The 19,013-nt window shown below is 54.9% G+C and carries 15 protein-coding genes and 1 pseudogene; 7 read left to right on the top strand and 9 right to left on the bottom strand.

The genetic code is table 11. From position 1 onward, the window contains the following. The first annotated feature begins 4 nt into the window (after nucleotides 1–4). On the top strand, nucleotides 5–3,100 hold the full coding sequence (locus ACSOSI_RS04685; protein WP_476706620.1) for an amino acid adenylation domain-containing protein: 3,096 nt from the start codon (nucleotides 5–7) through the stop codon (nucleotides 3,098–3,100). 94 nt (nucleotides 3,101–3,194) lie between these two features. On the opposite strand, the gene ACSOSI_RS04680 is transcribed toward ACSOSI_RS04685, so the two are convergent. Beyond that, entirely contained in the window at nucleotides 3,195–4,541 is a 1,347-nt protein-coding gene (locus ACSOSI_RS04680; protein WP_476706619.1) for a condensation domain-containing protein, read from the bottom strand. 486 nt (nucleotides 4,542–5,027) lie between these two features. Here ACSOSI_RS04680 and ACSOSI_RS04675 point away from each other — a divergent pair, with 486 nt between their 5' ends. The 4 genes and pseudogenes from ACSOSI_RS04675 (at nucleotide 5,028) to ACSOSI_RS04660 (ending at nucleotide 8,591) form a co-directional block, all read left to right on the top strand. Next, nucleotides 5,028–6,626: an ABC transporter substrate-binding protein gene (locus ACSOSI_RS04675; protein WP_261131101.1), complete on the top strand. Its 1,599-nt coding sequence runs from the start codon at nucleotides 5,028–5,030 to the stop codon at nucleotides 6,624–6,626. A gap of 117 nt (nucleotides 6,627–6,743) precedes the next feature. Further along, complete coding sequence (gene cybB, locus ACSOSI_RS04670) at nucleotides 6,744–7,268, top strand: cytochrome b561 (protein ID WP_012005415.1); 525 nt, start codon at nucleotides 6,744–6,746, stop codon at nucleotides 7,266–7,268. Between the two features lie 382 nt (nucleotides 7,269–7,650). Then, complete coding sequence (locus tag ACSOSI_RS04665) at nucleotides 7,651–8,190, top strand: hypothetical protein (protein WP_476706618.1); 540 nt, start codon at nucleotides 7,651–7,653, stop codon at nucleotides 8,188–8,190. A gap of 204 nt (nucleotides 8,191–8,394) precedes the next feature. After that, nucleotides 8,395–8,591: pseudogene (locus tag ACSOSI_RS04660) on the top strand (helix-turn-helix domain-containing protein). A 230-nt stretch (nucleotides 8,592–8,821) separates the two neighbouring features. On the opposite strand, the gene ACSOSI_RS04655 reads toward ACSOSI_RS04660, so the two are convergent. After that, nucleotides 8,822–9,400, bottom strand: a complete 579-nt coding sequence (locus ACSOSI_RS04655) for a hypothetical protein (protein ID WP_375189322.1) — start codon at nucleotides 9,398–9,400, stop codon at nucleotides 8,822–8,824. A 302-nt stretch (nucleotides 9,401–9,702) separates the two neighbouring features. Beyond that, complete coding sequence (locus tag ACSOSI_RS04650; protein WP_261128402.1) at nucleotides 9,703–10,194, bottom strand: DUF2938 domain-containing protein; 492 nt, start codon at nucleotides 10,192–10,194, stop codon at nucleotides 9,703–9,705. A gap of 66 nt (nucleotides 10,195–10,260) precedes the next feature. Here ACSOSI_RS04650 and ACSOSI_RS04645 point away from each other — a divergent pair, with 66 nt between their 5' ends. After that, on the top strand, nucleotides 10,261–10,659 hold the full coding sequence (locus ACSOSI_RS04645; protein WP_261128401.1) for a MerR family transcriptional regulator: 399 nt from the start codon (nucleotides 10,261–10,263) through the stop codon (nucleotides 10,657–10,659). Nucleotides 10,660–10,724: 65 nt separating this feature from the next. Here the strand turns inward: ACSOSI_RS04645 and ACSOSI_RS04640 are convergent, their stop codons facing one another. The 6 genes from ACSOSI_RS04640 to gpt all read right to left on the bottom strand — a co-directional run bounded on the left by ACSOSI_RS04640 (nucleotide 10,725) and on the right by gpt (nucleotide 17,179). Continuing rightward, nucleotides 10,725–11,963 carry an IS110 family RNA-guided transposase gene (locus ACSOSI_RS04640; protein ID WP_476705855.1) on the bottom strand — a complete coding sequence of 413 codons (1,239 nt, stop codon included), beginning with the start codon at nucleotides 11,961–11,963 and terminating at the stop codon, nucleotides 10,725–10,727. A gap of 389 nt (nucleotides 11,964–12,352) precedes the next feature. Next, nucleotides 12,353–13,606, bottom strand: a complete 1,254-nt coding sequence (gene proA, locus ACSOSI_RS04635; RefSeq protein ID WP_476706617.1) for a glutamate-5-semialdehyde dehydrogenase — start codon at nucleotides 13,604–13,606, stop codon at nucleotides 12,353–12,355. Between the two features lie 9 nt (nucleotides 13,607–13,615). Then, nucleotides 13,616–14,719: a glutamate 5-kinase gene (gene proB / locus ACSOSI_RS04630; protein WP_012005410.1), complete on the bottom strand. Its 1,104-nt coding sequence runs from the start codon at nucleotides 14,717–14,719 to the stop codon at nucleotides 13,616–13,618. A gap of 115 nt (nucleotides 14,720–14,834) precedes the next feature. Next, nucleotides 14,835–15,236, bottom strand: a complete 402-nt coding sequence (gene crl, locus ACSOSI_RS04625) for a sigma factor-binding protein Crl (protein WP_012005409.1) — start codon at nucleotides 15,234–15,236, stop codon at nucleotides 14,835–14,837. A 59-nt stretch (nucleotides 15,237–15,295) separates the two neighbouring features. Continuing rightward, nucleotides 15,296–16,543, bottom strand: coding sequence for an esterase FrsA (gene frsA, locus ACSOSI_RS04620; protein ID WP_017891739.1), 1,248 nt, complete (start codon nucleotides 16,541–16,543; stop codon nucleotides 15,296–15,298). Between the two features lie 177 nt (nucleotides 16,544–16,720). Continuing rightward, the gene (gene gpt, locus ACSOSI_RS04615; RefSeq protein WP_012005407.1) at nucleotides 16,721–17,179 is read right to left on the bottom strand and encodes a xanthine phosphoribosyltransferase; all 459 of its coding nucleotides are present in this window, start codon (nucleotides 17,177–17,179) and stop codon (nucleotides 16,721–16,723) included. Between the two features lie 324 nt (nucleotides 17,180–17,503). Here gpt and pepD point away from each other — a divergent pair, with 324 nt between their 5' ends. After that, entirely contained in the window at nucleotides 17,504–18,964 is a 1,461-nt protein-coding gene (pepD, locus tag ACSOSI_RS04610) for a beta-Ala-His dipeptidase (protein WP_375189323.1), read from the top strand. Nucleotides 18,965–19,013 lie beyond the last annotated feature (49 nt).

Genomic DNA, 19,013 nt, shown 5'->3' with positions numbered 1-19,013 from the left:
TACCATGGAGACACCATTAACCACGCTGCAGCAGGCTTATCTGCTCGGCCGCAGCGAACAATGGCCGCTCGGCGGCGTGGCAATGCACGACTTTCGCGAATATCACGGCCTGCGGCTGGATTTGGCACGGCTGGAAGCCCGGCTGAGGGAGCTGGTACAACATTACGCGGCGCTTCGCACCTGCATCGATCCCCAGCGCTTTACTCAGCATGTTCGGCCGGAAGCCACGCTGAACCTGGATCGACAGGATCTGCGGGCGCTCGATCATCAGGCTGCACAACAACATCTGGCCGACCTTCGTGAGCAATATTCGCACCAGCGCCACGATCCCGCGCAGCCGCTGTGGCGTATTGTCGCCATTCAATTGCCAGAGATGCAGGACGTGGCAGGCAACCCTTACGACAGTGTGATTTTCACCAGCTTCGACGCGCTAATTCTCGACGGTCAGGGTATCTCCAGCGTGATCGCCCGGCTGTTTGACGACGCCACGCTGCCGCCCATCGCCCCCACCAGCCCACCGGCCATCGCCACGGCAGAGCAGCGTCAGGCCGACGCCGCCTACTGGCAGGCCAAGCTGCAGGACATTACCACCCCGTCGGCGTTGCCGTGGCGCACTCCGCTGGCCAATATCAAATCTTCGCGTTACCGCCGTGCCAACCTGACCCTGCCGCGTGAAGTACTGAAACAGTTCTCTCGCCTGGGGTCCGCCCATGCCCTGCTGCGCAACAGCAGCCTTTCGGCGCTGATCCTCGATACGCTGGCGCAGTGGACCACCGACGGCGAGCTTTGCGTTGGGGTGCCGGTGGCATTTCCTGCGGCGGATGGCTCACTCAGTAACGCTTCCACCTTCGTGGCGGTACGTTATACCCGCCTTGGCGGCAGCTTTGTCAGCCGCGCGCAGGCGCTGCAAGACGACGTGCTGGGCGCACTCGACCACCTGACGTTTTCCGGCGTTGATCTGGCGCGGCAGCTACAAAGCCACAGTCAGGGATCTCCTGCGCTGCCGGTAATCCTCACCAACTGTCTGGGCTGGGAGACACTGCCGGCCCATGCACCAGTGCGTTATTTTGACGGCGTAACCCAGACGCCGCAGGTGGCGATCGATATCCGGCTGACGCAGGATGCCGACAAAAACCTGCTGCTGTGCGTTGACTATGCCGAGCAAGCGCTGGACGGCGAGCAGGTGCAGGCGATGCTGGACGCGCTGCAGCGCCGGGTGATGCTGATGTGCCAACAGGGCGAGTTGGAAATTGCCCCGGCGCAATTTATCGATTATCAGCATTACCGGCATAACCACAGCGAAACAACCTACAGTGCCTACCCTTATCTTGCTCAGTTGGCTGAACGACTGTTTAACGATCCGCAGCCACGACCGGCGCTGATCTGCGATCAACAAACCCTGACTTACCCGCAACTAGGCGAGCAGGTCGCCGCGGTAATGGCCAACCTGCAACAGCGTGGTCTGGGGCCTGGCAGCGTACTGGCGCTGTATCTGGCGCGTAGCCCGGAGCATGTCACTATCTCGCTGGCCTGTGCGCTGTTGGGGATTATCTGGGTACCGATCGACATTAACTCGCCGCCGGAGCGCACCGCTTATCTGCTGACCAACTGTCGGCCGGACCTGGTGGTACAGCGTGGTGAACTGGAAACGCCGAACGGGGTAACACCGGCAGAGCTGCTCACTCCGTCAGCAAGCCACGCAACATTGCCGGACCGCCAGACGCTGACCGAGCGCAGCGCCAGCAGCGAGGCCAGTTATTACCTGTATACCTCCGGTACCACCGGCAAGCCGAAATGCGTGGTGCTCAACAACCGCGCCACCGCTAACGTTATCGGCCAGACCCTGCAACGCTGGGCGGTCACCGCCGATGACGTGATGATCTCGGTCACGCCGCCGCACCATGATATGTCGATGTTTGATCTGTTCGGCTCGCTCAGCGCCGGTGCGACCCTGGTGTTACCGGCACCGCATCAGGAAAAAGACGCCATCAGCTGGAACCAACTGGTGGAGTGCCATCGCGTCAGCCTGTGGTGTTCGGTACCGGCCATTTTGGAGATGCTGCTCACCTGTAAAACCGAAGACAGCCTGCGTTCGCTGCGGCTGGTGGCTCAGGGCGGCGACTACATCAAACCGGCCACGGTGCAGCAATTGCGTGGCCTGCGCCCGGATATCAGCCTGTTCTCGCTCGGCGGGCCAACCGAAACCACCATCTGGAGCATCTGGCACCCGATAGCACCGCAGGACACAGGAACCGTGCCCTATGGCCAGCCATTGCCAGCCAACCAGTATTTTATTTGCCATGACGACGGCAGCCACTGCCCGGCCGGTGTGGTCGGCCGCATCCATACTGCCGGGGTGAATCTGGCATTGGGGTATCTGGAAGACGGTGATTTAAAACAGCATGATTTCGTCACGCTGGAGGGGCCAGACGGCCAACCGCTACGCGCCTTCCGCACTGGCGACCAGGGTTACTATCGTGCCGATGGCAATATCCTGTTCGCCAGCCGGGTGAACGGCTACGTGAAAATCCGTGGGGTGCGCGTCTCGCTGCCGGAGATTGAAGACGTCTTGCGTGGACACGAGGCGATCCTCGACATCGTGGTGGTGGATTACCCCGGCGGAGATAACGGCGAAGCCACGCTCGGGGCGATGTACCTCACTCACGACGGCGAATCGCTGTCGCTGGCGGCGATCCGCGCGTTCTCAACCGGTTACCTGCCCTGCACCCATATCCCGACGCGCTTTATCCACGCCGAAGCGCTGCCGCTTTCGGGCAATGGTAAGACAGACCGCCACCGCATCCGCGCCGCCTTCAGCGCCGAACGGGCGGCACCGGGGTTAAACGCCTGCGCCGCACCGTTGCCAGGCGCAGCACCGGCCAATAGCGGCAAGATTTTAGCTATCTATTTGCAGACCATCGGCGCAACGCCGCGCCCGGAATGGGGGGATGAAACCGCCTTTATCAGCATGGGGCTGAAACTGCCGCACATTCGGCAGGTGGCCGCGCAGCTCAACGACGCCTTCGGCACCCGTCTGCCACCCACGCTGCTGATCCCCTGCAAAAATGCCCGGGAGGTCGCAGCGCTACTGGCGCGTTAACACTGTTTAAACGTAGGGGCGCTGCATGCTGCGCCCTCTCACATCACCCAAGGGTAAATCGGGTCGAACGTGTTCGACCCCTACCGGAACGCCATCAGGCAGCCACCGCCACCAGTTCACCGACCGCCGTCTCCAACGCCTCTTCCTGCAACGCACGCAGTAAAAACTCCTGCAGGGCATTGCCGTAGTCGGCAACCCCAGCCGTGGGGAACTGCTGCACGTAAATATCAATATCCAGATACAGATCGCCGGCGTCAGTGCGGCCACGGAAGGTCAGGTTAGCGCCGTCGCCAGATCCGCCGGCCAGTACCCGACGCGTGCTGGTGCAACCGCTGAAACCGGCCGGATCAAACGGCTGAACGTTGATAAACGGAGAGATAAACAAACGCGAAGCCGGTGTCACGCCGCGATCGGCAGCAATCTGCCGCAAGCGATAACCGGCGTGACTGCGCAGCTCGCGCAGCCTCTGCGCCATGTCTGACAGAAAACGCCCCAGCGTCTCCTCCCCGCGCAGTGATACCAACAGCGGCAGCGTATTAACCGCCAGCGCCGGAGTATTGGTCGCCTGGCTGCTGCGGCGGTTCATCACCGGCATCCATAGAGTGCGCGTATCGCCTTTATCATGCGGCAACGGCGGTAAAGTAAAGAACAGCCAGGCGGCGGACAGCGCCAACAGCAGATCGGGCCAGCCAATGCCGCTGCGTTCCGACAGCTCACGCAACCGCAGCGAAATCTCTTCCGGCAGAGCCGTGCTGGTGCTCAGGCATTTCACGCCGTACTCCCGGCCGCCTTTGCGCACCGTCGGCAAGGTCTGCGACGGCGGCAGATAGTTCTGCCAAAAAAGCCGATCCTTTGAGCAACGTTCAGAAGCGGCATAGGCCAGTTCATGATGCTGGAAAGCGCTGAAGGTGCCCAGAGCCTGCCCCACTGCGCCGTTGCCAAGGAAATGCGCGTATAGCGTGGCGCAGCGGTGTTCGACCAACGCCATACCGAAGCCATCGATCACAATATGATGAGTGCGCAGATACCAGAGGTAGCGCGACGGCTCCAGTTTGATCAACCATACGGCCGCCACCGGTTCGCTGCGTAAATCTATTGGTCGTTCGACATCCGCCTGCATCAGCCGCATCGCCGCCTGATAAGGATCGGACTGCGCCTGCAGATCAATTTGCTGCAAGGCCGGTACCGATTGAGGGTCGTAACGCTGCAGCGGCGGGCTATCGCCAGTACCGGCGCTAAACCGCAAGGCAAACGCCTGCGTTTCCGCCATGGTGAGCGTGATTGCCCGAGCCAGCGCCAGCTCATCCACCGCGCCACGGAGTTCGCTGACGTGGGCAACGGTGGAAAAAGGCTGCCTGGGGTGCAAGGTAAATTCGTCCCAGAAGTCTAACTGCGCCGGTGTCAGCGGCAGCCATTCAGTAGCTAAAACAGTTCCCGACATGTTACCTACCTTTGAAAAGCCATAAACAAATGTTGAAACAACACAAGCCAAAACCCCGCCGCCGCAAATTACGTTTGATAGCGGCCAAAGCGGGATGAATGCTGGACACGGCTGGGCGACCCGTTGGCAGACTGCCCGGCGTGTTCCTGCTTATTGTGGTTGGCGTGCCTGACCTCCCTGGTTCAGGTAAAAACGAGACGGCGTGGACCACTAAAAACAACGGCCACAGCGCACTGAAGATGTTTCGATTCAGTTACAAATGAAAATGATAATAACACTTATTATCATTTTCATGAATATAGAACAACCTGTTCATACCGCAAACTTGCCTGACCAACCGGCACATGACGAAGCAACAGATCGGGAGAGAACTCTCATCCCCCAGTTCCCATATCTGCTATCAATCACTTATATTTAATTTGAGGGCTGCCTGAATGCCAATGCGGCGGCAGTGTCCTCAATCAACCTGAGGGAGCCATCCATTTTATGCGTTTAAAACCAAGCACTATGGGTCTGTTATTAGCGGGAACCGGCCTGTTGACGGCGGGCCATGCCCTGGCCGCCAGCGATACCCTGGTCTACTGCACCGTGGCCTCGCCGGAGTCTTTCAACCCGCAGCTATCGAGCTCCGGAACCACCTTTATCGCCACCTCGCAGGTGTTGTACAACCGCCTGCTGACGCTGCGTGAAAGCGATAAAACCCCCGCTCCCTCACTGGCGACCGAGTGGACCATCAGCCCGGACGGCAAGACCTACACCTTTACGCTGCGCAAGGGCGTGAAATTCAACAGCAACAAGTTCTTCACCCCAACGCGTGACTTCAACGCCGAGGACGTGGTGTTCACCGTGATGCGCCAAAAAGATGCCAATAATCCGTATCACAAGGTGTCCGGCGGCAACTACGAGTACTTTACCGACACCGGGCTGGACAAACTGATCACCAAAGTGGAGGCGGTGGATAACGACCACGTGCGCTTTACGCTGAGCCAGCCTAACGCCGCGTTCCTGGCGGACTGGACCATGGACTTCGCTTCGATCCTTTCCGCTGAATATGCCGATGCCATGCTGAAAAAAGGCACGCCGGAGAACGTCGATAACTGGCCTATCGGCACCGGTCCGTTCGCGCTGCAACAGTACAAACAGGATTCACTGATCCGCTACATCGCCAACCCGCATTACTGGCAGGGCGAAGTGGCCAGCAAGCACCTGATCTTCTCCATCACGCCAAACCCGGAAACCCGGCTGGCGAAGCTGAAAACCAACGAGTGCCAGATTATCCCTGCCCCGCTGGCGGAACAGTTTGACGCCATCAAGAACGACAAAAACCTGCAGCTGCACAGTATCGACGGCCTGAACGTCGGCTATCTGGCGTTCAACACCCAGAAGAAGCCGTTTGATAACGTGCTGGTGCGCCAGGCGCTAAGCTACGCGGTGGACAAAAAGGCCATCGTCGCGGCGGTGTTTAAAGAAAGTGGCACCACGGCCAACTCGATACTGCCGCCGGGCATGCTGGGCTACAACGACAAGCTGCCGGAATACGCCTATGATCCGCAGAAGGCGCGGGATCTGCTGAAACAGGCCGGGCTGGAAAAAGGCTTTGAGACCGATATTTGGTCAATGCCGGTAGCCCGCCCTTACAACCCTAACTCACGCCGCATCGCCCAGATGATCCAAAACGACTGGGCAAAAGTGGGCGTGAAGGCCAAAATCGTCACCTGGGAATGGGGCCAGTACCTGGCCGGGCTGCGCAAAGGGGAACAGCAGAGCGCACTGTACGGCTGGATGTCGGATAACGGCGACCCGGACAACTTCGCCACGCTGCTCAACTGCGCCGGCGTGCAGACCGGTGCCAATGCGGCCCGTTGGTGCGACAGCAGCTATGACAAGCTGATCCAGCAGGCAATTTCGGTCAGCGCCCCGGCCGAACGCGCCAAGCTTTACCAGCAGGCGCAGGTGATTTTTGCCAAACAGCTCCCCCTGCTGCCATTGGCTAACGGCAAGGTGTTCTACGCCACCCGCAGCAACGTCAGCGGCTATGTGGTTGACGTTAACGGCAGTGACTTCGCCAAAGCCAAGGCCAACTGAGTCGAAGCCCGCGCCGGATGATTTTCACATCCGGCGCTTTCCTCCTCTGTAACATTTGGTTACTCTCATCAGCACTGTGATTTAACATTCAAAGGCAACCCGGTGCAGAACTCTTATATGCCGATGCAGATCCGTCTGCACTGGCTGGTGGCGATCCTGCTGATCATCACCTGCACGACGATTGAGCTAAGAGGATTTACCATACCGGGCACCCCGTTATGGTACGTGTTGGTGGTGACCCACTTCAGCTGTGGGGTGACGGTTTTTGTATTGATGATCGCCCGTCTATTCCTGCGCTGGCGCCACACCAGCCCTGTCATCAGCCCGAAACCTGCTAAATGGCAAACCGGCGCGGCGCATCTGGTGCACAGCCTGATTTATCTGTTGCTGCTGACGCTGCCAGTGTTGGGGGTTTATTCCCGCTATCTGGGCGGTAAAGAGTGGTTTCTGTTTGGCCTGCCGATGCCCTTTGCCGAGGTTGCCGATCGGCCGCAGGCGCGGATGATTATCGGCTGGCACAAGACGCTGGCGGCCTTCGGTTATTGGCTTATTGGGCTGCATGCCGCCGCCGCGCTGTTCCATCACTATATCGTTAAGGACAATGCGCTGGTGCGCATGCTGCCGTGGCTGAAAAAGCCTTAGCTATAGGTGACAATACCAACAGCGTAATAATAAGCATGTATATATAAGCCAATAGGTATAATCCATTGGCTTATTATTTTTATAGTTTGTGACTATTAAAAATAAATTTATATCCGGCGATTTGTATCTATTCCAGTTATTGACTAAGGTTATTCATACAAATCATAAGCCCATGGGCTGACGAAGATCCGTAACCAATCTTATTAACCACTGATTATATTCATCTTAAAAAACGCCAGTTATTTTTCGGGAGAGCGGTGTCATGCCCTGTGGCAACACAAGGCGACGCAGAGCACCCTATGATTTCATTAATTAAATTCCATCGGCTACACACACGGGAAAGTTAATATTAACTTCCCATCATAAAGTCAGGAGCAAAGTAATGAAAATAATAACTGGCGTTATTTTACCTACCGTTGCCGCCATCGCAATGACCGGCATGGCGCACGCAGCAGACAGCAAACAACCGGTGACCGGCAAAGAGACGGTTACCCTGGAACACGTGCATGCCGTGCAGGAGAATGGCAGCCCCGAGCCACAACACGACGCGGCCTGCATGAAGGAGCTTTCTATGCCGACGTCCAAGTATGTCGGGATGAAAGTCACCAGCGAATACACCGTTAACCCCAGCTCGATGATAATGTCCGCGAAATCGATGCTGCCCTCCCCGATGGCTACGCAACCGCTGGAGTTGACGGTTGATTTATCCCCACTCGGTCTTGAAGGGGTTTATGCCTTTGGTGCCTTTAAACCCAATGTTCTGCCGCAGGACTATGTTTATTTCACCATCGGCAAGGATTTTAAAAACCCCGTTAGTACCTTTATGATTATTAATAAAGGGAAGGAATACAATTGCGTTATTTCCAGCTCAAACAAGGCGATGAGTAAAGAGGAACGTAAACACCTTATGGTTAAGAAATAATTTAGAATATGTATTTAATAATAATGGGGGTTGTGGATAGCATTCACTACCGCAGCCCCTTACTTAATAAGACGCTAACGTCCGCCAGGTAACAGCCGCGTTTATCCATAATGATTAATCATCTTTGTTAACTTATTGCTCAATAATCCCTTTTTGGGATAATGGCAGATATTCGATTTTGGGATATCACTCCCGGAAAACGCCATGACTTCAGTTTATTCAACCGAGTATCAATTAGTTATAAAAATACTTCGGGATGCTCGCAGTCGTTTATCGCCAAGGTTGAGAACGGCGAGCGCAAACTCGATGTGGTGGAGTTTGCTTTGAACGCTCGGTTGCTTGGGGTTGATGCCGGGGCTGTGCTGGGAATGATTGGTGGGCGGGTTGCGGTATTGTGTTAGCTAGGGACTGAACCTTTGGCCTTCAGATTATGAATGCAGATATAGAGCCAATATCAATGCGTATCGAATCGCCATGGGTAAATTAGGCACTTCCTAGCCATTGGTGGCTGACTCCGCACCGGTAGACGATCCTGGCTGAAACTCCCGTAGAGGACTTCGGCGGCTATGAGCGAGGAGCGGACATTAACGCTGAGTTAATGAGCGGCCGAAAGCGGTAGCATTCTTATGTATCAGTGTATCTTAATCAGAAAGTATACAGCCTTATATTGACTGCCATACATCCCGTAAGGTTGAGTTTTTTTTACATCACGAAAGAAATCTTTAAAAGACTCCAAGTTAAAAATAGCACTGTTCCTTACAAGGGCTAGAATGTCCTCTTTTTTTAGCAAACATCCATTTTTTTTCATCTTACTTATTGGATTTAAATATTCATGATAATTACTTTGTGCCAGATCTAACCATGCGTAACTCTGACAATTAGACAGTTCCCATATATCTACTGCTCTAGGGCAACCGGCTATCACTGGAACTCCTTTTTCCTTCCCTATTTTATTAAAATTTTCAAGTTCCAAGTTAATGGTGACATATATTTCACCACTATCTGGATCATTAAGTTTTGGCCTGCGCGGAAACATTACTAGCACATGAAACAGATCATCTTTATGAAGTTGTCTTGAGATCTTACTAAACTCTCGAGATATCCACGGAAACACAGGAGCAACATGGCTATATTGTTCCTGCAAAATCTCCTTTAGTGCTGGTACTAAATAGTACTCAGCGCTGTGTTCACTTATGTAACTAGTCGCCATACATCTCCTTACAACTAACTTCCCATTCACCGAGATTTCACACATACCATACGCTTGGGTATTTAACCAGTAACTTGAGTCAACAAAAGGGATGATGAACTGAAATCTTCCACAATACTCTGGTCCGCACCTAGGACGGAGTGGACCGACTGAAGAGTAACTAAGTCTGCTAAAGCGAAGAGCGGACATTGAAATTGTCCGCCTATTAATAACTTTCTGTTCATCCGGCTTATCAAAACAGCGATAGGGTCAGTGCCAGGCAATAAAAGTGAGTGTTCTGACACTTGAACTGCTCAATATCGCTATGATGATGACGCCATAACAGCGGTAATGCCATATAACCCAATACCATACGCAAGGTGCGTAATCAGGCTTAACAAACGCGTCACCCATGGACGAGGTGTACGGGAGGCAGCGATCCCAAAGCCAAACGCGGGTTGCAAAATTAAGAACGGAGCAATTAAAGTTAACAAACCTGTTAACACGCCCGTGAAGAGAGAGGGGTCATGGAGCCAGCCCCTTCCGTTAAGCAAAAGTGGGATAACCGCGAAAAGTATGCCGGTCAGATAATGGAATACCCAGCCAGTAATATTCTCTCCTCGTATCTGTGACGCTGAAAGAATGGTGTGATGCCTGAATTTTCCTTGTGTAAGCCATAAAATCCAGCGACCAACCAGCGCATAGTTTAACGGTGGAATTTTTAAGATGAGCTTTTGACATAACGACCACGAATCCATGACCAGCGTTGCACCAATGCCTATTATTAGGGTTTTGAAAAAAATGATGATATCCAAAGCCTACTCCTTCTTTTCAGTGACATAATAATCAGTGTGCAACTTAAAGTGAGGTTTAAGTCAACAATGAAAGAACTGGATATCAGGAAAATCGCTGACCTTACCGGAGTTACCCCGTCAGCGTTGCGATACTACGAAAAGAAAAAGCTAATCAAACCTGTTGGCCGTAATGGTCTAAGAAGGCAGTACAAGGAAAGCGTGATCGATAAACTGCAGTTAATCGCGCTTGGGCAGGCAGCAGGGTTTTCTCTTGATGAAATAGGCGCAATGTTTAGTGCAGAGAACAAACTCGCATTAGACAGCGTTCAGCTTCTCCAACGAGCAACGGAGATCGACGGCACTATCCGCAAACTCCAGTTGTTAAGCCGGGGACTGAAACATGTCGCATGTTGTACAAAGACTGAGCATTCCGAATGTGAGGAATTCAAAAAAATTGTATCCAGAGGGCTGCGACTCGTCAGATAGATTATTTTAAAGTTCCAGGCCATGAGCTATGTCCGCTTCACGCCCTGAGACATTCGACAAGCTTTTTATGGCTTCAGTAAGGGCGAGTGTCGCGCTTCGAGAGCCAGCAAATATTTCGCTTCGTCGTACTGGGTTCTGGTTTTCCAGCAGCGGTAAATGATCCTTATCCATTTAAACGCCAAAGCCCGGATGGCTGATTGATGTGATTTCCCTTTTTCTCGCTGCCCCTGGTAATAAAGTCTGGCCCAGTATGATGAATTAACCGTCTTGGCAGCCCATTCAACAAAGGTCTGCCTGACGAACTTGGCACATTGCCATCGCCAGTGAACCCATGATTTCTGGCCACTTCGTTCGGTCACCGGTGCAATACCTGCATAGTTTTGAATTTCTTCAGCGCTGTTAAACCGATCACGGTTATCACCAAGCGCAGCAAGCATCCGTGGGCCCATACACGGCCCCATGCCCGGAAGTAATTTGAACAGCCCCGCATCTGGCAACGTGTCAAACAGCGTTTCGATTCGTTCGTCATAGGTTTTGATGATTTCACTCACGACTTTAATTTGTGTCGCCAGTGCTGTTGCCATCAAAGCATTAGCCTCTATAACACTCGGGTCTGTCGTCAATGGGATCGCGTTATCAATACTCAAAACACGCTGCTCGGTAAGGGCCACTGCGCGACCACCTTTGGCATTCAGAAAGTTGCGGATCGTGTCGCGCCTGGCTCGCTTCAGTTGTTGCAGACTGGGCCATCGTATAATCAGTTCACACAACAGTAAGCTCCCCCGATGTGAGAACCACTCCAGGGGCTGAGGATAATACTGTTTAAGAGTGTTGATTATCCGGTTCACAAAACGGCGTTTATCTTCAACCAGTTGACGACGTTGCTCAACCAGTTGCTGAAGTAAGCGAATATCCGCATTGTCGGGTTCAATAGCTTTTATCTTTTGGGGATAACGCAGCATTAACTCTAATGCCAGCTCTGCATCCTGCGGGTCATCTTTAGCGCCGCTGGGCGAGAAGGCTTGCCGGTAACGAGCCAGGGACAAAGCGTGGACGGGGAAAACGGTGATAAAGGGATATTTTTGAAGAGCATATACCACGGGGCCCTTCTTCAGCTCGAGAGCTATGGCGATTCTGCCTTTTACTTTCTGGTGTAACTCGGTAAGCCAGACATCAAGCGCTTCTGGTGTATGTTCAATCACATGGAATACGCGTTCACCGTTTTTAAACTGAACGCAGACATCGTGTTTTTTATCCGCCCAGTCCAGACCAACATGAGCAGCAAACTGATTAATCGCAGTCATCACCAACTCCTTTTTATCGGGGATTGGTATGCATTCCACGCTCTTCGAAAGAAATATAGTCAGCAGTTTTCTGCATGCCCTGAGTATTCGTTAGCGAACGTGGAGCACTTACTGGCTCGAAAGCAAAGCGGCAATCATCAAATCACATGATTCTGGCACAATATTCGTAACCAATAAGCGCATACCCTGAATCACTTAAAAGTGTAACTCTCAGGGTGCGAATGACTATACTTGGCACAAAGCCGACTGTCAGGAGAAGTTTCACTTAGGCCAGCAACACCACCAACCAAGATATATCAGCATTGGCATAAAACCCTTTTATCCCCCAAATACAAAGGGCACAGTCCAATGAACTGCGCCCCTGCATTTTTTAAGCCCCGAACTAAAACCTAACCCCGAACCAAATCATCACCGTAACCGATCCACTTGTAGGTGGTGAGTGCGTCCAGGCCCATTGGGCCGCGGGCGTGCAGTTTCTGGGTGCTGACGGCTACTTCTGCGCCCAGGCCGAACTGGCCGCCGTCGGTGAAGCGGGTGCTGGCGTTGACGTACACCGCGCTTGAATCCACCGCACGCACAAAGTGCTCGGCGCTGCTCAGTGAACGGGTGAGGATCGCGTCGGAGTGGCTGGTGCCATGGGTGCGAATATGGTCGATGGCCTGATCGATGTCATCCACCAGCGCCACGTTCAAGTCCAACGACAGCCATTCGTCGTCGTAATCTTCCGCCGCGACCGCCACCACCGTTGCCGGGCCGTCTTGCAACAGCGGCATGGCGTTCTCCGCCGCGTGCAGGGTGACGCCGACCGCCGCCATTTTGCTGCTCAAGGCAGGCAGAAACTCTGCAGCGATATTGCGGTTCACCAGCAGCGTCTCCAGCGAGTTACAGGCGCTTGGGCGTTGAATTTTGGCGTTCTCGATCACAGTCAGTGCTTTGTCGAAATCAACGCTGTCATCAACATAAGTGTGGCAAACGCCGATACCGCCGGTGATCACCGGGATGGTCGACTGTTCGCGGCACAGCTTGTGCAGGCCGGCGCCGCCGCGTGGGATCAGCATGTCGACGTAGCGATCCAGGCGCAGCAATTCATTCACCAGTGCGCGATCCGGGCTTTCAATCGCCTGTACCGCTGCTGCCGGCAGGCCGCACTGTTCCAGCGCCAGCTGGATCACCTTCACCGTCGCCTGATTGGTGTGGTGGGTTTCTTTACCGCCACGCAGGATCACCGCGTTGCCGGTTTTCAGGCACAGGCTGGCGACGTCGATGGTGACGTTGGGCCGCGCTTCATAAATCACGCCAATCACCCCGAGCGGTACCCGGCGACGTTCCAGCTTCAGCCCGCTGTCCAGCAGGCTGCCGTCCAATACGTGGCCGACCGGGTCGTTCAGGCGGCATACCTGACGCACGTCGTTGGCGATCGCCGCCAGACGTGCCGGGGTCAGCAACAGGCGATCGAGCAGCGCTTCGCTCATTCCGCTGGCGCGTGCCTGCTCCATGTCCTGTTCGTTAGCCTGTAAAATCACTTCGCTTTCGGCTTCCAGTTTGTCGGCAATCACCGACAGCACCTGGTTTTTCTTCGCCGTGCTCAGCACCGCCAGTTGCCAGGAGGCCTGCTTGGCGGCCTTCCCCATCTGCTCGAGCATGCTCACTCCTTAGCTGACAATCATATCGTCGCGGTGAACTGCCACCGGGCCGTATTCATAACCGAGAATTTCGCTGATTTCCTGCGAGTGGTGACCGGCAATCATGCGCATCGCGTCGCTGTTATAACGGCTGACGCCGTGCGCCAGATCGCGCCCCGTCAGGTTGCGGATGCGGATCACTTCACCACGGGAGAAATCGCCTTTGACCTCGCGGATGCCCTTCGGCAGCAGTGAGCTGCCACGCGCCATAATGGCGTCGACCGCACCGTCGTCGACGGTGATCTCACCGGCCGGGGGTGCGCCGAAGATCCAGCGTTTGCGGTTTTCCAGCGGGGTTTCCAGCGCGTGGAAACGGGTGCCCACAGGTTTGCCTTCAATCACGTCAGCCACCACACCCGGCTTGCTGCCGGCGGCGATGATTACGTCGATACCGGCACGGCAGGCCACGTCGGCGGCTTGCAGCTTGGTGCCCATGCCGCCGGTGCCCAGGCCAGAAACGCTGTCCCCGGCGATGGCGCGCAAGGCGTCGTCGATGCCGTGCACTTCACGGATCAGCTCTGCCTGCGGGTTGTTACGTGGGTCGGCGGTGTACAGCCCCTGCTGATCGGTCAGCAACAACAGTTTGTCTGCCCCGGCCAGGATTGCCGCCAATGCCGACAGGTTGTCGTTGTCGCCTACCTTGATTTCTGCGGTCGCAACCGCGTCGTTCTCATTGATCACCGGCACGATACGGTTGTCCAGCAACGCCGTCATGGTGTCACGCGCATTGAGGAAGCGTTCGCGGTCTTCCAGATCGGCACGCGTCAGCAACATCTGCCCGACGTGGATACCGTAAATGGAGAACAGTTGCTCCCACAGTTGGATCAACCGGCTCTGCCCGACCGCCGCCAGCAACTGCTTGGAGGCTATGGTGGCGGGGAGTTCGGGGTAACCCAAATGTTCGCGCCCGGCGGCAATCGCGCCGGAGGTGACGATAACGATGCGGTGACCCGCTGCATGCTGTTGTGCGCACTGGCGAACCAGTTCGACAATATGGGCACGGTTAAGACGCAGCGATCCGCCGGTCAACACGCTGGTGCCCAATTTCACAACCAGTGTCTGGCTGCCGTTCATAGTGTTTCTGCCGTGTAAGATGAGAAGAATAATACTAGGGACTTTGTAACAGGAGAGACGCGTTATGCCAACAGGCACAACGCGAAATCAGCAGAATACTTGCGGTCAAACGGGGTCAGGCGGAAAGTTTAATCAGTTTTTCTTTGAAATCAGCGGCGGGTTCAAGCGTCAGTTCCATGGTGGCCAGCAGTTCGCCCAGACGACGATGGAAATCACGCAGGGTGGTTTCCAGCTTGGTTTTGACTTCAGTATCCTTAATCTTTTCCGGCGTCCACTGCCCTTTCTTATCAAACAGGCCAAACTGATACGAATAGGTAAAACGCGTATCTTCAGCATGCAGTTCGATCCACCAACCCCAAAACTCTCGCAGCTCTGGAGCAGGCTTAACATTGACGCAGACGGCTAAACAATCAAAGAAAAAACGGTCGTTCTCACATTGCCCTTCACGCAGATACGGCCCCAAGCTGGCGAAACGTTTCATTAGTCGGCTTTTAGGGTGACCACTCGGTAACGTCATTCTTAAGCTCCTCAATGTAGACCATTCTTTTTAACAAACTGTTAAAATTTAGCAACTAATTAACGCATTTTATCTTTCATCCAATGGGACATTTGCAACAGCGCCTTGTGGAAACTGCTGTACACCGGCTTGCGCGGTATGGCGATCAGTTTGCCGTCCATCGAGGACGAAACGATCAGCTGCGACTCTTCTTTCGGGCTGAGCGGATCCTGCTCCCAGTAGCCGGCCAGCATCGGCGTCGGGCAACGGCGGCCCAACAGCCCCTGGGTTTTCAGCGAATAGCTGTTCAACTCGACCTTCAGCACATGATCCGAAGCGTTGGCCATGCCCATCCGGCTGGCCAGCACGTCCATATACATGTCCGGCACGTGCTTCTGGGTGCTGCTGTCGCACAGCAGGCGATGCACCACCGGCCCCAGGCAGGCCACGCCACGCAACCGCTGTGGCTCCAGATAGGCCAGACGCACCGCCACATTGGCGCCAAAGCGGAAACCAAACGCGGTGACGCGCTGATGGTCAATCCAGGGCACCGTGGTTAACTGGGTCAGCACCTGCTGATGCAGGAAGCTGGAATCTTGCGTCAGTTTCCACTTGTAAGAAGAACCGATGGAAGGCATATCAATGGTCAGCATGGCAATGCCCTGCGGTGCCAGATAATCGCGGAACAGGCGGTGATAGTCGGTCTGCAGGGTATCCAGGCTGCCGCACATCAGTACCGTCGGGAACGGCGCTTCGCCCTTCTCCGGCAAATGCAGGAAGCCGGTGATGCTGCTGCCACCTTCAATGCGAAACTCCAGCTCTTTCAACTGGTACGGCAGTAACAGCGCGGCCTCTTCGTAAGCCCGGTTGGACAACGCCTCCGCCTGCTCGGCCAACTCGTCACCTTTCAGATGCGGGTAGCCGGCAATGCTGTAAAAGTTGGCGGCGTTGAGCCAATACTGGCCGCCGGTCAGCGGATCCTGCTGTTCCAGCGCTCGCTGCTGCCAAAGCATGCCCTGATGCACCCATTCGTAGATCCAGTTGCCATTACGGTAACCGACCACGGTATCCAGCCATTTGTCGTTGGTGTGTTCCACATCCGCAACGGCAATACGGGCCAGCACTTCGTTGATTTCAATGGGATCGACACCGCGCCAGGCCCACAACAGTGGGTTGAGCATGCGGTACCAATTGCTGACGGTATTGCCTTCCAGCGTGGAATGCAGTTCAGCACTGATTTTACTGCGCGCGCGCAGTACCAGAGTTGAGGTCTCAGGGTGCTTAAATGAGGGTTTGAACAGGATTTCAGAAAGGTTGGCTTGTGCCATGGTAACAACAGCCTCCGTAAATCTGGTAATAGGCCGCAAACAGCCTAATCAACTGGAGGTAGTGTACCTAAGTCTGGCGCGATAAACCCGTCATACTTGAAGCGGATCTGTGGGGCGGAAATCAGAAATGCAAACGCCCGGTGGAACCGGGCGTTTTGGCAAATCGGCGTGGCGAACTTAACGACCGCCGATTGGTGGCACGAAGGTCACCGCCATGTCCCATGGCTGCTCGATCCAGGTATCCTGTGGGATATCAACCACATAGTCGTCTACCAGCGGGCGACCTGCCGGCTTGGCGAAGATAGTGACGAAGTGCGCTTTCGGGTACATTTCACGGATCGCTTTCGCGGTGCCGCCGGTATCCACCAGATCGTCGATAACGATAAAGCCTTCACCGTCGCCTTCAGCGCGCTTGAGCACTTTCATTTCACGTTGATTGTCATGGTCATAGCTGGAAATGCAGACGGTATCCACGTGGCGAATACCCAGCTCACGCGCCAGTAAGGCAGCCGGTACCAGCCCGCCGCGGCTTACGGCAATAATGCCCGTCCATTGGTCAGCAGGCAGCAGGCGGTGAGCCAGTTTGCGCGCTTGCATTTGCAGCATGTCCCAGGTAACAACGTATTTTTCGCTCATAGAATGGTGTCCCAGCCAGCAGTGGTGCGGCTTACTCAGTAATCAGGGGAAAAAAGGTTGCGCGAGATTATAAAGACTGACCGCATCAAATGCCAGTTGTACCTTGGAATTCATAAGTATTTCGTCTGGTGATTGATGCTGAATAAATGAGCAACGACCAACCAAACTAGTGTGATCAAGCGCTTAAACAGCACAATACGGGACGGGCACCGCCCGGAATAAAGTGATATTCTCTGGAGATCGTGCCAAAGCCGCACAGATGCCCCTAACCCTAACCGAGCGGCATTCCCGCACTGCCGAGAATGCTGTTACAGGAGACTTATAGTGTCTGAATTGTCTCAACTTTCGCCACAGCCGCTGTGGGATATTTTTGCCAAAATCTGCTCTATTCCGCATCCTTCTTATCATGAAGAAGCGCTGGCACAGCACATCCTCGAGTGGGCCAAAGAGAAAAACCTGCACGCCGAGCGTGACCATGTAGGCAACATCCTGCTGCGTAAGCCGGCCACCAAAGGCATGGAAAACCGCAAGCCGGTTGCACTGCAGGCGCACCTGGACATGGTGCCACAGAAAAATAACGACACCGTGCACGACTTCACCAAGGATCCGATTCAGCCGTACATCGACGGTGAGTGGATCAAGGCGCGCGGCACCACGCTGGGTGCCGACAACGGCATCGGTATGGCCTCCGCACTGGCCGTGCTGGCCGACGACAGCGTCGAACACGGCCCGCTGGAAGTGCTGCTGACCATGACCGAAGAAGCCGGTATGGACGGTGCATTTGGCCTGCAGGCTAACTGGCTGCAAGCGGATATCCTGATCAACACCGACTCAGAAGAGGAAGGCGAGATCTACATGGGTTGCGCCGGCGGTATTGATTTCATCACCACCCTGCCACTGCAGCGCGAAACCGTGCCTGCCGGTTATCAGACCCTGAAGCTGACGATCAAAGGCCTGAAAGGCGGCCACTCTGGCGCGGATATCCACGTTGGGCTGGGCAATGCCAACAAACTGCTGGCACGCTTCCTGTTTGATCATACCGCTGAGCTGAACCTGCGCCTGCTGGATCTGAACGGCGGTACGCTGCGTAATGCTATTCCGCGTGAAGCCTCTGCAGTGGTTGCCGTGCCGGCCGAGAAAGCCGATGCGCTGAAAGCGCTGAGCCAGGCGTTCCTGGCTACCCTGCAAAACGAGCTGGCTGCCAAAGAGAAGAACATTACCGTTTTGCTGGAGCCTGTCACCAGCACCTCGCAGGCGATGACCAGCGATAGCCAACAGCGTTTTGTAGCGCTGCTCAATGGCACGCCAAACGGTGTGATCCGCATGAGCGACGCGGTGAAAGGCGTGGTGGAAACCTCACTGAACGTGGGCGTGGTCACCACCAGCGACAGCGAAGCAGAAATCATCTGCCTGATCCGCTCGTTGATCGACAGCGGTAAAGACTACGTGGTCGGCATGCTGACCGCTCTGGGTCAGTTGGCCAACGCCAAAGTGGCACCCAAAGGCGGCTACCCAGGCTGGCAGCCGGACGCAGACTCACCGGTGATGCATCTGGTGCGCGAGATTTATCAGGATCTGTTCAACAAGACGCCGAACATCATGGTGATCCACGCAGGTCTGGAATGCGGTCTGTTCAAAAAACCGTACCCAAACATGGATATGGTGTCGATTGGGCCAACCATCACCGGGCCACACTCGCCGGATGAGCAGGTGCATATCGAAAGCGTGGGCCTGTACTGGAAGTTGCTGACGGCACTGCTGAAAGCTATCCCAGAGCGCGCGTAATATTACAGATGACTTAGTGATTAAACCAAGGGCGCAATACTGCATTGCG

The sequence above is a fragment of the Serratia sp. AR11 genome, from assembly GCF_056376275.1.
The sequence above is the reverse complement of the archived record's forward strand: the minus strand, read 5'-3'. Positions and strand labels throughout refer to the sequence as shown.

Coding starts and splice junctions, on each gene's coding strand:
- frsA (WP_017891739.1), bottom strand. CDS start 16,543: ATGGCACAAGCCAACCTTTCTGAAATCCTGTTCAAACCCTCATTTAAG.
- ACSOSI_RS04680 (WP_476706619.1), bottom strand. CDS start 4,541: ATGTCGGGAACTGTTTTAGCTACTGAATGGCTGCCGCTGACACCGGCG.
- ACSOSI_RS04665 (WP_476706618.1), top strand. CDS start 7,651: ATGAAAATAATAACTGGCGTTATTTTACCTACCGTTGCCGCCATCGCA.
- crl (WP_012005409.1), bottom strand. CDS start 15,236: ATGACGTTACCGAGTGGTCACCCTAAAAGCCGACTAATGAAACGTTTC.
- ACSOSI_RS04645 (WP_261128401.1), top strand. CDS start 10,261: ATGAAAGAACTGGATATCAGGAAAATCGCTGACCTTACCGGAGTTACC.
- ACSOSI_RS04655 (WP_375189322.1), bottom strand. CDS start 9,400: ATGGCGACTAGTTACATAAGTGAACACAGCGCTGAGTACTATTTAGTA.
- cybB (WP_012005415.1), top strand. CDS start 6,744: ATGCCGATGCAGATCCGTCTGCACTGGCTGGTGGCGATCCTGCTGATC.
- gpt (WP_012005407.1), bottom strand. CDS start 17,179: ATGAGCGAAAAATACGTTGTTACCTGGGACATGCTGCAAATGCAAGCG.
- ACSOSI_RS04640 (WP_476705855.1), bottom strand. CDS start 11,963: ATGACTGCGATTAATCAGTTTGCTGCTCATGTTGGTCTGGACTGGGCG.
- ACSOSI_RS04685 (WP_476706620.1), top strand. CDS start 5: ATGGAGACACCATTAACCACGCTGCAGCAGGCTTATCTGCTCGGCCGC.
- proA (WP_476706617.1), bottom strand. CDS start 13,606: ATGCTCGAGCAGATGGGGAAGGCCGCCAAGCAGGCCTCCTGGCAACTG.
- proB (WP_012005410.1), bottom strand. CDS start 14,719: ATGAACGGCAGCCAGACACTGGTTGTGAAATTGGGCACCAGCGTGTTG.
- ACSOSI_RS04675 (WP_261131101.1), top strand. CDS start 5,028: ATGCGTTTAAAACCAAGCACTATGGGTCTGTTATTAGCGGGAACCGGC.